Origin of the sequence: Chryseobacterium sp. SG20098 (assembly GCF_031844745.1) — a bacterium.
GTDB classification, from domain to species: Bacteria; Bacteroidota; Bacteroidia; order Flavobacteriales; family Weeksellaceae; genus Chryseobacterium; species Chryseobacterium cucumeris.
Map to the genome: position 1 here is coordinate 2,000,124 of NZ_CP134622.1, position 14,546 is coordinate 2,014,669.

Consider the following 14,546-nt stretch of genomic DNA (forward strand, 5'->3'; position numbering starts at 1 on the left):
AACATCTTTTATCTTTTATCTTTTATCTTTTATCTTTTATCTAAAATTTTAAAGTAAAACCCCATCCCCATCCGTCATACCCATATCAATAGCAAAGCAATGAACCCAATCAAAATAATTCTTACAGGAGCTACGGGAATGGTAGGCGAAGGTGTTTTAATGGAATGTCTTGAAAATTCAAATGTTTCTGAAATCCTGAGTATAAGCCGAAAACCCTCCGGTAAAACACATCCCAAGCTGAAAGAATACCTTGTCTCTGACTTCCTTTCGATAGATCTTCATGATGAAAAACTGAAAGGTTATGATGCCTGTTTTTTCTGTGCCGGAATCAGCAGCGTTGGCATGAAGGAAGAAGAATATACCAAAATCACTTACGATACAACGCTTCACTTTGCCAAAGCTGTTTTGAACCAAAATCCTGAAATGGTGTTCAACTACGTATCCGGGGCAAGTACAGACAGTACGGAGAGTGGAAAACTGATGTGGGCGCGTGTAAAAGGCAGAACAGAAAATGATTTGAAAAGAATGGGTTTCAGAGGAGCTTATAATTTCCGTCCCGGATTCATGAAACCTGTTGAGGGTCAAACCAATGTAAAGTGGTTTTTTAAACCTTTTATTTGGATTTTTCCTATTTTTTTTCAGTCAAAATCATTAACTTTACACGAAGTGGGTAGAGCAATGATCAATGTGACACAAAAAGGATACCCTACATCTACTTTAGAAATTAGAGATATTAAAAATTTAGCGCTATGAGAGACATGTTAAAAAGAATTGTTCTGGTTATTTTTGTACTCTTGCTTGTGACTGCTGTTTCAGGATATTTTTATATGCAGAAACATCCTTTGGAAGGAAATAAATCAAGAACGATTTTAAATTTTTCGGGAAAATCAGGAAAATAATTTCACTATAAAGTTTCTTATTCACATAATTTTTATTTTTTATTGGAAATAAACCTATTTTTTAAACATTTCTTAAAGTTCCATTAAAATAATTGCAAGGTATAAAGTTCATTTTTGTATTTATCTAATTGAAATAAAAAATGATCAACAACTACCTATTAAAAGGGTCTGTGATTGCCGCATTCTTCTTTCAGAGCGGTCTTTTCGGACAGACACTGATTCATTACTGGAATTTTAACGATAATACTTCTGCAGCTACAGTTACTACCCCTGCTTCTACGATGGTGAACGGTTCTCTTGCACCTATAGCAGGAGGAACAAGTGTCATCGATTTTGCCGGAGGTACCGGACAAAATTTTAGTCTGCAAAATTTAAATGCAAGAAACGGTGATGTTTCCGGAACCCATTTAAGATTCAATAATCCGATTGGAGGGGCTTTACAGTTTAATCTTCCTACAACGGGCTATAATAACATCGTTGTTAAGTTCACCACCAGAAGATCCGGTCAGGGAGCAGGAACACAGACATGGTCTTATTCCACCGACGGAACCACTTTTATGCAGTTTCAGACGGTGAATCCTCAGGATGCCGATCCACAATTGGTTACATTGGATTTTTCCACTATACAGGGAGCCAATAACAACCCAAATTTTAAATTAAAAGTAGAATTTTCTGCAGTGGGAGGCGGAACAGGAGGAAACAATCGTTTTGACAACTTTACGGTGGACGCCACTCCTGCAGGAAATGTTGATACTACTCCACCAACAGTCACTTACCTGCCTGCCCATAATACCAATAACGCTTCAACGACTGTAAATCCAACCCTATCTTTCAATGAAAATGTAAGATTAACTGATAATTCTGCACTCAACAATTCCAATGCACAAAATCTTATTGAATTCCGTCTTGGAAATGCTACAGGTACACAAGTTCCGTTCACTACAACTTTCAGCAACAATACCATCACTGTAATCCCAACTTCCGGACTAGTGCCAGGGCAGAGTTATTATCTGGCTCTCAAGCCCAATATGGTAGAAGATTTCAATGATAATGGGCTTACTGCCATTACTTCCAGTACTTTTACCACTGCCGGAACAGCAATTTCTTTAGAAAAGAATTTCATCAAAGTCAATGAAAATTCAGGAAATCTTGCATTTAAAATCAATATTACCAATCCTTCTACCTCTACAGTGAATCTGGTTGTAAAGCCAGCACCGTTCAGTACAGCTGACGGTAATGATTTTACTTTAACTAATCAAACTATTAATATCACTCCATCTACAACGAGTTATACCGTCAATATTCCGATTATTGATGACACAGTGGCAGAACAGCAGGCTGAATATTTTGTGGTAAGCCTTGAAAATCCTGTTGGAGCTACTATTTCAGGAGACAATTCTGCAACGGTTTATATTGTAGATAATGATAAAGCGGCTCCGGTTCCTTCCCATCAGATCCAACTGAATTATCTTCTAAGTTTTGATCCTTCAGGAAATAATAGCAGCTCTACGGAAATTGTAGTTCATGATCCGTCAACACAACGTTTATTTACGATCAGCTCCATTACGGATGTTTTTGATATTATTGATTTCAGTAATCCTTCAATACCCTCAGTCATAAAAACAGTGAATATGGCTCCTTACGGTGGGATCACAAGTATCGCTGTGAAAAACGGAATTATTGCAGCCGCCTCTCCCAATACTGATCCTCAGCAAAATGGATCTGTGGTATTTTTTGACATCAATGGAAATTTCCTTAAGCAGGTAACTGTAGGAGCTTTACCGGATATGATAACATTCTCCCCTGACGGAACAAAAGTAGTTACTGCCAACGAAGGAGAGCCTAATGACGCTTATACTGTAGATCCTGAAGGAACTATTAGTATCATTGACATTTCCGGAGGTGTTGGAAATCTTACCCAAAGTAATGTAACGACACTTAATTTTAATAGTTTTGATAATCAGGTAGCAGCATTAACCGCTACCGGTTTAAGAAAAGTAAGAACAAATAATACCCTTTCTCAGGATCTGGAACCTGAATATGTAACCATCAGTGCCGACAGTCAGAAAGCATGGGTAACCCTTCAGGAAAATAATGCCATTGCTGAAATAAATCTGGCTACCAAAACGATCACAGGTATCTGGGGATTGGGCAAAAAAGACATGAGTCTTCCGGGTAACGGATTTGATGCTTCAGACAATAATGGTGAGGTTCTAATCGCCAACTGGCCGGTAAAAGCGTATTATGTACCGGATGCAGTACAAAATTACAAAGTAGGAAACACCAACTATATTGTAACCGCTAATGAAGGTGATGAAAAGGATCTTTCAGGATTTAGCGAAAGAACGACTGTGGGAGCAAGCACTTATATTTTAGATCCTGTATTGTTTCCGAATGCCAATGTTTTAAAAGCTTCTTATAACCTCGGCAGATTCAGGATTTCATCTGCTACAGGAAATATGGATGGAGATGCAGAGTTTGAAGAAATGGCAGCTTTAGGGGCCCGTTCATTCTCTATTTTCAATGCTGATACTAAACAGATTGTATATGACAGCGGAGATCAGTTTGAACGATATATTTCAGCTTATCATCCTTTGATTTTCAATGCGGATAATGAGTCTAACGCTACTAAAAACAGAAGCCGCGCCAAAGGTCCGGAACCGGAAGGAGTAGCATTAGGAAAAATCAATGACCAGACGTATGCTTTCATTACTTTAGAAAGAACTGGCGGTGTTATGGTTTATAATATTACAGATCCTAATACCACTACGTTTACAGATTACAAAAATTCCCGTTCTACTTCAGCATACGGAGGTGATAATGGTCCTGAAGGAATTATCTACATCGCTCCTGAAAACACTACAACCAATAAAGGTTATGTGATTATCGCCAACGAAATCAGCGGAACTTTATCCATATATGAAGTGGCCACGCCTGCAACACTAGGAACAGGTGAAATAAAAACCGAACAGGCCACCTTTACTATATTCCCAAATCCTGTCAACAAAGGAAATACTCTTTATTTTAACAGAAAACAGGATTATGAATTATACGATATGTCCGGAAAATTGATCGGGAAAGAAAAGAATGCTTTAACCATAAGCACTGCTAACCTTTCTACGGGAGTTTATCTTGTAAAAACTTTGGAAGGACAGATCAAAAGAGTCATTGTAAGATAAAATATAATATTTAGTTGATTGAAAAAGCTTCGGAGATTCCGGGGCTTTTTTGTTACTGGAAAATTCATTAGTTTTAAACTTTTAATAACACAATGGAAAATCAATTAGAGAATATTATTCAACAAGTCTGGCATAAAGAAAAACGAAATCTCTTTACATTTCTTACCGGTGCAGGAATTTCATCAGACAGTGGTATTCCTACTTATCGTGGAATAGATGGAATTTGGGTAAAAGGAACTCAGTTTCACAAGCCTGAAGAATTTGGAACGTTACGTTATTTCAGACAGCATCCGGAAGAAGTTCTGCAGTATTCTCTTTTCAGAAAAAAAATGTTTGAAAATGCTTCTCCCAACGAAAGTCATTTTGCATTGGCAGATATTGAAACTCAACTTCAGGACAGATTTCATCTGCTTACCCAAAATATTGACAACCTTCACCGCCGTTCCGGAAGCCAAAGAATCTATGAAATCCATGGGAATAACAGGGAGATTAAATGCTCAAACGGATGTAAAGAAATTATGGATCTGCCTGTGGACATACAAAGCAAAGATCTGGATGAAGATCTTACCGCAAAAGATAAAGAACTTTTAACCTGTACTCATTGCGGGCATTGGATGCGCCCGAATATTTTATGGTTTGATGAATATTATGATGAAAAAACGAACAAAAAATTCAGTGCACTTAAAATTGCCAAAAACAGTGGTGTTCTTTTTATTGTTGGTACTTCCGGAGCAACGAGCCTTCCTATTGCCATTGCCGAAACCGCACTCAGGTATGGAGCTTTTATCGTAGACATTAATATGGAAGACAATAACTTCACTGAGCTGATCAAAAATAAAAAGAATGCATTAATCATCCGGGAAAAATCTACTGAAGTATTAAAGATAGTTAAAGAAATTATTACAAAAACCGTCTCCTGAAGCAACCTGATTATTTATGATGATTTAACTTTTAAAATTCTTGAAAAAAGCATTTTATATCTATATTTATCCTCAACAAAAACCCAATTCACAATGAAAAATATTAAAACTGCAGGAATTCTTTGTTTCCTGCTGCTGGGAACAGTTACTGCATTTTCACAATCAAGAAAAGTAGAATCTACAAAAGGAGTAGAAAAAACAGAAAGCGATAAGGTGGTACATATAGAAGGTGTGGGCCACAAGCTCAATTACGCTCTCAATGGATGCGTTGTTGAGGTAGAAGGTGGCGACAACACATTAACAGTCAAAGGAAGTGCTAAAAAAATTACGGTTTCAGGAACAGGTAATAAAGTATACATCGATAAAGTGGATAAAATTTCCATGGAAGGTGGCGGTAATATGGTCTACTACCGGACTTCCGGAACAAAATCAGGAAAGCCGGATGTTTCTATAGAAGGGGTAGGAAACAAAGTTGTAAAACAATAAAAACATTTTTTTTGAGTCTGAAAAATTTCATCATAAACCTGACGGGTTTGGTAGGCTTAGTGGACTCAATATGCAAATAAAAAGACAGGCCTTAAAAAAGCCTGTCTTTTTAAAAATATCTCAGATATATTTTACTCTACGTTGATTACCTTTTCGATTTCCGGAGCATGTTGTTTAATTGTATTTTCAACACCCAGTTTTAAGGTTGAAAAATTCAATGAACACCCGGAACAGTTACCTAAAAGTTTCACAAACACCTGATTATCTTTCACATCAATAAGCTCAATATCACCTCCGTCTTTATTCAAAAATGGTCTGATGCTTTCCAGAGCTTCCATTACTCTTGTTACGGTATCTTCGTGCGTTATGTTTGTTTCCATATTTTTTCAGTTCAATTCGGTTTTTTCAAATTTTATTGAAATTATTATTATTTTGCTTTTGGCGAGCATCCTGCCATCGTAGAAATCTTCACAGCTTCAGTAGGAGGAAGATTTTTATTTCTTTCCACTAAACTTTCTACCATTTTTCTGGCAGTTTCTGTGTAGATATCTGCAATTTTAGATCCTTCCTGAAGCGCAGCTGGTCTTCCAACGTCTCCTGCTTCTCTGATGCTTTGGATCAATGGAATCTCTCCTAATACCGGAATTCCAAGATCTTCCGCTAAATATTGTGCTCCCTGGTTTCCAAAGATATAATATTTATTATCAGGAAGTTCTTCCGGTGTAAAATATGCCATATTTTCGATCAATCCAAGAACCGGAATGTTAATACTTTCCATCTGGAACATCGCAATTCCTTTTCTTACATCTGCTAATGCAACATGCTGAGGTGTACTTACGATGACCGCTCCTGTTACAGGCACTTCCTGGATAATTGACAAGTGAATATCCCCTGTTCCCGGAGGAAGGTCAATTAATAAGAAATCCAGCTCTCCCCATGCAGCATCTCTGATCATCTGGTTCAAAGCTTTTGAAGCCATAGGACCTCTCCACACTACAGCTTGATTAGCGCCGGAGAAATATCCTATTGAAAGCATTTTAACTCCATAATTTTCGATAGGCTTCATCAGATTTTTACCATTCACTTCTACAGAAATTGGTTTCTGTCCTTCTGTATCAAACATGGTAGGAACTGAAGGACCGTAGATATCTGCATCCAATAATCCTACTTTAAAGCCCATTTTAGCTAACGTTACTGCCATATTTGCAGAAACGGTAGACTTCCCTACTCCTCCTTTACCGGAAGCAATAGCGATAATATTTTGAATTCCCGGAATTTGTTTTCCTTTGATCTGACTTTGCTGAATTTCACTAGGCTCCGGAGAAACGATTTTAAGTTTTAAATGAATGTCTTCTCCAAACTCACTGGCAAAAGCCTGTTTCATGGCAGCCTCCAGTTTTTTCTTTTCGTGCATTGCAGGTGAATGAGCAGTCATGTCAATATAAACATCGTTACCCATAATCTGAAGATTATTCACCAAATCGTCTACTTCTATTTCTTTAAGGAATTCCTGAACCTTTTCTTTCGTCAACATATAAATATAAATTGTTTACAAATTTACGGATTTTTTCGGTAATTTAGAATCAATAAAATCTATAATATCAGGTGATAAATCAGATCGTTAAAAATTTCTTATTTGTGATTTTTATCCTGACATTACACCCAACCTCAGAAAGCAATTGATATGAGAACCAATACCTATCCTTCCAAATACGCACAGCCAAAAGGAATTTTTACCATTGGAAAGACGAAATTCAAATGGTATGACCTCGCAAGTGATCCTTCGGAAGTTTCCCGGCAGGACATTGATAATGCACAATTGTGTATTGAAAATGCTGAAGAAAATTTTAAAAACATCGATGATCTGGGATTCGTCATCATGCATCGCTGTGGAGAAAATTATCTCCTGTTAGTCTGCACATGGCGCAGTGAAAATGAATTGTGGGAAAGCGTATATTATGATGGTTCCGGAAAATTTGAAGTATGGGAAAGAAACAAAACCCATCTTCCAACTTACTGTGTCTGGGAAATGGGCATTGTATATTATGAATCTCAGTCCTGGAAAAAACATCTGGGTTCCGGACGGGAAGAAAAAGACAAAGAGGACTATCTCAATGATTTCTTTGAGGGAGAAGTGTAGAAATTTTCTGTTTTGTCATTGACTATATCGAATCTTCGATTTCTGACGAATGAAGTAAAAGATTCTTCATTCCACTCCGTTTCATTCAGAATGGCATGCATCAAAAACAATTTAAAGTCAGAGTATTAATTGGCTCTGTTCTTTTCATCAAACCTTACATTGCGATCCATTCCTTTTACTTTTTTATTTCCAAAAGTATAGGTTGCTGATAAAGTAAGTCTTCTGGCGTCGTAGTAATTATTGTAAGAATGTGTTCCTGTTGTATAATAAATTTCTCCCAGACTTTTGCCTTGCTTTAATATATCTGAAACAAATATATTCAGCTGAAGGTTCTTTTCCATAAGATTCAGCTTCACCCCTGAAGTAAGATTTCCAGCAAACTTCATATAGGAATTTCCGGAATTGGAAGGCAGACGGAACCAGTAATTCAGAATCAGCTGTATTGTTTTACTTTGATTGAGTGATATATTATTCTGAAAATCGAAATCATAACTATTCCCTTTTCTGGCAAGAGCATCGGTTGCAAAAACATCCGTATTCATATAAGAATAATTGGCCGAGTAATTCGCTTCCCATTTTTTGAAAAAAGTATCTGAATAGTTAAGGGAAACTCCCATGCTGTTCTGGTTGTAATAATTTTCAAAAGTACTCACCCTGTTTTCTCCTTTCAGAGTGGCAAGCTGACTAAATGCTTCCACGGTTCTCTGAAAATAAGCTGATGCCGATAATTTTCCTTTGTACACGTAGGAAAGTTCAAAATTATGATTGATAGAGGGCTTCAGGAAAGGATTTCCGGTAAAATAAGAATTGATATTGATGTACCAGCGGTAGGGATTGATCGCTCGGAATCCCGGTCTATTGATTCTTTTGGAATAATTCAGGTTGAAAGTATGGTTTTCATTGCTTTTATAGCTGATATAGGCCGTTGGAAAAAATTTCCCATACGAATTTTCAGTCTGCTGTCCGGAAGTTAAAGAATTTCCGTTGACCACCGAATATTCGTAACGTAAACCTGCTTTTGCCGACCATTTTTCGTTGAATGACTTTTCAAAACTTATATAAGCTGCATAATTTTTTTCGTTATATTCAAATTCATTGCTTTTCAAAGGATCTGTAATATATTGTCCGTTCGTTAAGTTCTGATAAAATATACTGGAGTTATTATCAAAATTGGTGAATTTCACTCCAGCTTCTGTCTTTGCAAACTGATAAGGCAATGTAAGATCCGCCTGCCCGGAATAAATTTTATAATCCACCATAGAAGGCGATTTTACCACAAATCTGTCTCCCGAACTCTCTGTTGTAGTAAAATCAATAATTGTTTCCGGAGTATTGGAAAAATAATTTCCTGTGATACTCAGTTTATTATCCTGTTTCCCGAATTTCAGATCATAATACGCGCTGGCCGTATGTTGTCTTCCTGTAGCTCTGTGCTCTGCATCGGTGAGTAGTGTATTGGTATAAATCCCATTCTGGAAATAGTTTGAAGTATTTCTGATATCCATATTGGAATGTCCGAATCCGAAATCATAAATAAATCCGACATTGGACTTTTTACTTAACTGATAATCCAAACTTAAATTGGCCCCCAGTCCATCCCCGAAATCTCTTCTGTCATCATTGCTTTTAAGACCATCTGTACCTTCTATCCAATAGTTTTCATAGGAATGCTTTTCATTTTTATTCTGTCTCAACTTTAAGGAAGAACGCAGTTTTTCGTTCTGATAATTTACGGTTACACTGTTTGAATTCCCGGTATAAGTCTGCTGTTGAAGACTGGAGGTCAAACTTCCACTCCATCCCAGATTTTGATTTTTCTTTAAAACAATATTGATCAATCCGCTGTTTCCCTGTGCTTCGTATTTGGCAGGAGGTGCTGTGATGACTTCAATTTTTTCTATATTTTCAGATCTGAGACTTTTGAGATAGGTAACCAGTTCAGCATCTGACAAATTCAGAATTCTATCGTTAATCATTACTGCCACCCCACTTTTCCCAACGATGGAAACTCCGGTGTTATCATCTACTTTAACCAGAGGAGTTGTCGCAAGAGCATCCACAGCATCCATCCCCTGTGAGGCAACAGAATTGGATACATTGAAAACCAATCTGTCTGCTTTTCTCTCAATCAGTTTTTTTCTGGCAGTAAGCGTAACCCCTTCGATTTGTTTTTCATTCTTTTTTTCAATAAAAAAGTCCTGTTTTACTGGTCCGTTAATAGCAATATCTTTATGGGATATTTCAATACCATCCTGGATAAGTCTGATAGTATAGTTTCCGTTTTCTAAAAGTTTCAGAGAGTAATTTCCGTTTTCATCCGAAATAGCAGTCTGCTGCTTCTGATCTTTTACGGCAATCACCTCAATGTAGGGAACAGCATTTCCGGTTTGGGTGATCTTCCCTGTTATACTTTGGGCCAATGCAGCTAAGGGCAACAGCATAATTACAGCAAGTAGTGTCTTCTTCATGAATTATATCGTTTTTAATAAGACAAACCGTAATGTTCTTTTATTACATCTCTTTTACTGTTTTTCAATATCTTCGTTCTTTAAAATCAAAACATGAAAAAAGGGCTTATTGCATTTTCCATATGTATTACTCAAATTATTTCCGCACAGAATTATTCCCAATATGTCAATCCCATGATAGGAACCGGAGGCCATGGCCACACTTTTCCAGGGGCAATTGTTCCTTTTGGAATAGTACAGCTTTCTCCCGATACCAGAATTGACGGAAGCTGGGACGGATGCAGCGGATACCATTATTCGGATTCTGTCATCTATGGTTTTTCTCATACGCATTTAAATGGTACAGGAGTTTCTGATTATGGAGACATTATGCTGATGCCTACTATGGGAAATCCAAGCCTGAACAGCAAAGACTATTCTTCAAAATTTTCGCATAAAAATGAAAAAGCAACAGCAGGATTCTATGCTGTAAAATTAGATAAAAATAATATTGATGTTCGCCTTACAACGACAAAAAGAGTCGGGTATCATGAATACACTTTCAACAATGCCGGAAATGCCAATATCATTTTAGACCTCAACCACAGAGATAAGCTTCTGGAAGGTGAAGTAAAGATTATTGATGATACAACCATTGAAGTTTTCAGAAGAAGTGAAGCATGGGCTACCAATCAGTACATCTATGCCAGAATTGAGTTTTCAAAACCTATGAAAATTTCAAAAAAAGACACCAATGGAAAAGAAGAAGACAATCTTTTTACGGGGACAAAACTTGCTCTGGCATTTTCAGCTAATGTTAAAAAAGGAGAAAAGATCAATGTAAAAGTCTCTGTTTCGCCTACAGGCTATGAAGGAGCAGTAAAAAATATGCTGGCAGAAGGAACATCTAATGATTTTGAAGCAGTAAAAAAACAGGCAGAAACGAATTGGGATAAAGAACTTTCCAAAATTGAGGTGAAATCTGATGATAAAAACAAATTAGCTGTTTTTTATACTGCACTCTACCATGTTTTCACACAACCGAACATCAATATGGATGTTGACGGAAAATACCGAGGCAGAGATAACAAGCTTTATACCGCCAATGGTTTTGATTATTACACTGTATTTTCACTTTGGGACACCTTCAGAGGCGCTCATCCGCTGATGACTTTAATTGACAGAAAAAGAACTGCTGATTTTATCAATACCTTCATTAAACAATACGAACAGGGAGGAAAACTTCCGGTATGGGAACTGGCTTCCAACGAAACAGAATGTATGATTGGCTATCACTCTGTTTCCGTCATTGCAGATGCTATGGCTAAGGGAATTCAGGGGTTTGATTATGAAAAGGCATTTCAGGCTGCAAAAGGTTCTGCCATGCAGGATATTTTTGGTTTGAATGCTTACAAACAGAATCATTATATCAGCATAGATGATGAGCATGAAAGTGTTTCCAAAACAGTAGAATATGCCTATGACGATTGGTGTATTGCTCAAATGGCGAAAATTTTAGGCAAGAAAGAAGACTATCAGTATTTCATGAAACGTTCTCAGAACTGGAAAAACCTTTACAATCCAAAAACAGGTTTTATGCAGCCAAGAAAAAACGGGAACTGGTATGAGCCTTTTGATCCGAGAGAAGTTAACAACAATTATACGGAAGGAAACTCGTGGCATTATTCATATTCTGTACAGCAGGATATTCCGGGGCTTATTGCAGCGCATGGCGGAAAAGAAAAATTTGAACAGTTCATTGATGCTATTTTTACAGCACCTGATAAAACAATGGGAAGAGAACAAGTGGATATCACAGGATTGATAGGACAATACGCCCAGGGAAATGAACCAAGCCATCACATTGCTTATTTATATAATTTCGTTGATAAGCCAGAAAAAACAGATGCAAAAATCAAATACATCCTTGATAATTTTTATAAAAATACACCTGACGGCCTTATCGGAAATGAAGACTGTGGCCAGATGAGTGCATGGTATGTTTTAAGCTCAATGGGAATTTATTCTGTCACTCCGGGATTACCGGAATGGGAAACCACAACGCCTTATTTTGACGAAATTAAAATTCATCTTGAAGACGGTACTACCAGAACAATTACCAAAACTACCGGCAGAGCTGAACTTAAAAAACTGGGATTCGAAAATGTGAAATCGGCTAAAGATTTTAAATATGCTGAACAAACCGCTTCACCAGTAATTGCTGCAGACAGAATTTTTGATTTTTCTACCAAGGTAGAAATCACTCCACTTAATGCCAATGACAAAGTGTACTACATGACGATAGATGAAAGTGACAGCAATAAAAGAAAGACGTTCTCTACTTATAAAGGACCATTCTCCATCACCAAAACCACTCAGGTAATGGCTTATGCTGAAAGAAACGGGGAAAAAAGTTCTGTAACCACTGCTCACTTCAACAGAAGACCTAATTACTGGGATATTAATATTTTATCAAAAGTGACACCACAGTACAGCGCTACCGGAAACCTTGCTCTTATTGACGGTATCAGAGGGGATGTTAACTGGAGAAAAGGGGAATGGCACGGATATCAGGGACAAAATTTTGAGGCAGTCATTGATTTTAAGTCCCCTAAGAACATAAAATCATTATCTTCCACTTACCTTCAGGACAGCAAAGCATGGATTATGATGCCTAAAAAAGTAGAATATTATGCCTCCATGAACGGAAAAGATTTTGTCCTGCTGAAAACGGTTGACAATACTATTGATCCTAAGGATGAAAAAGTACAGATCAAAGACTTTTCAACAGAAATTCTTCCTACCGAAGCACGATATATTAAAGTAAAAGCTTACTACTTCGGAAAACTTCCGGAATGGCATCAGGGAGCAGGCGGTGATGCTTATATCTTTATTGATGAAATTGCTGTGAAGTAAAAAACAAAAAACAACACCTATGAAAAAATTATCATTACTACTCTTTTTACTTTTAAGTATTATAAAAGTTTCAGCTTGTAAATGTGTATATGAAACCTTAGCACACAATTATCAAAATTCTGAATTTGTAGGTATTATCAAAATTTTGAAAGTATATGACGAAAATACTGAGCAAAGATCCTATAAAGCAGATATTGAAATTGAAAAAGTATATAAGGGAGCTAAAACATTCAAAACAATGAATGTGAGAGGACTCATTGGAAATTCCTATTCCGGAGCTTGTGAAATTGATGTCCTGCCCAATGAAAGATATCTGATCTTTTTAAACCAATACAATAACACCTATTCCATTTCATCCTGTACTCCAAAATCAAAACTGGAAAATAAACCAACAAAAGATGAAAAATCGTGGCTTAGAAATCTGGAAAAAGCCTTTACTTATTTAAATAATAATACATTCAGGTTTATAGGCTTACAGTTTACCCGTTGCTATGATGAAACCCGAACCGAATATAGATCTGATTTATCAAAGATCAGTGGATTCAAGCCTAAGCAGTCTTTTGCTATCTATAAAGTAAAAATAGATGATACATCAAAAATTCAGGAAATTACTCCTGTTACAACTTTTGGAAGTAAGGATAGTATGATTGAAAATATACTGAAAACAAAGATGAAAGTCTCCACACCAACATCTTTCTGGGATCCCAACCCTAAAGAAGGCCTGCTATTTCTCTCCTATCATAAAGAAAATATAGACAAGCCGTATGGTGAAATCATCTCCTGTGATTAATACTAAAATAAACCCTTCTTCAGAATTTTGACGAAGGGTTTATTTTTCAATTCATTCTTTCCGACCATTGCAGGACTTCCGGAAGTTCCATATCAGAAAATTCGATGTGGATGACTCTTCTTTTCTTTCCGTTGGTGGTTCGGTTGGAACCATGAAGCGTTAAAGGTTTCATCAGCATAATTCCCCCTTTTTCTACGTTGCAGATTTCTTCGGTTTCAACTGTCCAGTCGATGGTTTCCGGTCTGTAAATGCCTTTTGCATGAGACTTTGGAACCACTTTCAGCGCTCCGTTGTTTTCATCGGTATCATCCAGATGGATTCTGATGGTGTAGATATTTTCCAAAACATTAAGTGGAGGCTGTACCGCAAACTGATTTTGTTTGGTGGTCCAAGGTCCGAAATTAGCGAGTTCCAACTTCTTATCCACAGAAATAGTAAGATCCTGATGATAGGCCACGTACCAGTTGGAGGTTTCAGGCTTATCAAAATAGATACTTTTAACCACAAAATATTTTTCTCCAAAAATTTCCTTTATCACTTTCCTGATGTTTTCATTAAACACAAGATCTTTGATTTCCGGAACTTCCTTTAAAAACTGTCTGATAGCAAAAAGGTCTTCAGACTTTCTAAAATTTTCTTTTGAAGTGTCTATATTTTGCAGAACAACATTGATGTCTTCCAGTTCTTTCTGCGAAAACACATCATTGATAACAGCAAAGCCATATTTTTCAATATGGCTTTTATGATTTTCTAAGTTGTTTAAACTCAT

12 protein-coding genes are annotated in these 14,546 nt (G+C 36.9%); 8 read left to right on the top strand and 4 right to left on the bottom strand.

Translation table 11 applies throughout. The annotated features are described in order from the left end of the window. The first annotated feature begins 99 nt into the window (after positions 1-99). From RHP76_RS09115 to RHP76_RS09135, 5 genes are all read left to right on the top strand, one after another. On the top strand, positions 100-753 hold the full coding sequence (locus RHP76_RS09115) for an NAD-dependent epimerase/dehydratase family protein (protein WP_311230020.1): 654 nt from the start codon (positions 100-102) through the stop codon (positions 751-753). Next, entirely contained in the window at positions 750-899 is a 150-nt protein-coding gene (locus tag RHP76_RS09120) for a hypothetical protein (protein WP_157885769.1), read from the top strand. The genes RHP76_RS09115 and RHP76_RS09120 overlap by 4 nt, the downstream gene beginning before the upstream one ends. Before the next feature lie 140 nt (positions 900-1,039). After that, entirely contained in the window at positions 1,040-4,078 is a 3,039-nt protein-coding gene (locus tag RHP76_RS09125; protein ID WP_311230021.1) for a choice-of-anchor I family protein, read from the top strand. 92 nt (positions 4,079-4,170) lie between these two features. After that, on the top strand, positions 4,171-4,998 hold the full coding sequence (locus RHP76_RS09130) for an SIR2 family NAD-dependent protein deacylase (RefSeq protein ID WP_120232032.1): 828 nt from the start codon (positions 4,171-4,173) through the stop codon (positions 4,996-4,998). A 93-nt stretch (positions 4,999-5,091) separates the two neighbouring features. After that, the gene (locus RHP76_RS09135) at positions 5,092-5,484 is read left to right on the top strand and encodes a DUF3060 domain-containing protein (protein ID WP_311230022.1); all 393 of its coding nucleotides are present in this window, start codon (positions 5,092-5,094) and stop codon (positions 5,482-5,484) included. Positions 5,485-5,615: 131 nt separating this feature from the next. Here the strand turns inward: RHP76_RS09135 and RHP76_RS09140 are convergent, their stop codons facing one another. Then, positions 5,616-5,864 (bottom strand): NifU family protein, encoded by a 249-nt coding sequence (locus RHP76_RS09140; protein WP_002977212.1) that lies wholly within the window; start codon positions 5,862-5,864, stop codon positions 5,616-5,618. A 47-nt stretch (positions 5,865-5,911) separates the two neighbouring features. Continuing rightward, the gene (locus RHP76_RS09145) at positions 5,912-7,018 is read right to left on the bottom strand and encodes an Mrp/NBP35 family ATP-binding protein (protein ID WP_062674106.1); all 1,107 of its coding nucleotides are present in this window, start codon (positions 7,016-7,018) and stop codon (positions 5,912-5,914) included. Between the two features lie 150 nt (positions 7,019-7,168). Here RHP76_RS09145 and RHP76_RS09150 point away from each other — a divergent pair, with 150 nt between their 5' ends. Continuing rightward, on the top strand, positions 7,169-7,624 hold the full coding sequence (locus tag RHP76_RS09150; protein WP_311230023.1) for a hypothetical protein: 456 nt from the start codon (positions 7,169-7,171) through the stop codon (positions 7,622-7,624). A 125-nt stretch (positions 7,625-7,749) separates the two neighbouring features. Here the strand turns inward: RHP76_RS09150 and RHP76_RS09155 are convergent, their stop codons facing one another. Beyond that, entirely contained in the window at positions 7,750-10,092 is a 2,343-nt protein-coding gene (locus RHP76_RS09155; RefSeq protein ID WP_311230024.1) for a TonB-dependent receptor domain-containing protein, read from the bottom strand. Positions 10,093-10,185: 93 nt separating this feature from the next. On the opposite strand from RHP76_RS09155, the gene RHP76_RS09160 reads away from it, so the two are divergent. Together RHP76_RS09160 and RHP76_RS09165 are read left to right on the top strand one after the other, a co-directional pair. Further along, a complete protein-coding gene (locus tag RHP76_RS09160) occupies positions 10,186-12,987 on the top strand; it encodes a GH92 family glycosyl hydrolase (RefSeq protein ID WP_311230025.1) in 2,802 nt (933 codons plus the stop codon). A 19-nt stretch (positions 12,988-13,006) separates the two neighbouring features. Continuing rightward, positions 13,007-13,777, top strand: a complete 771-nt coding sequence (locus RHP76_RS09165) for a netrin-like domain-containing protein (protein WP_311230026.1) — start codon at positions 13,007-13,009, stop codon at positions 13,775-13,777. A 46-nt stretch (positions 13,778-13,823) separates the two neighbouring features. Here the strand turns inward: RHP76_RS09165 and RHP76_RS09170 are convergent, their stop codons facing one another. Beyond that, positions 13,824-14,546 carry a phytanoyl-CoA dioxygenase family protein gene (locus RHP76_RS09170; protein ID WP_062674096.1) on the bottom strand — a complete coding sequence of 241 codons (723 nt, stop codon included), beginning with the start codon at positions 14,544-14,546 and terminating at the stop codon, positions 13,824-13,826.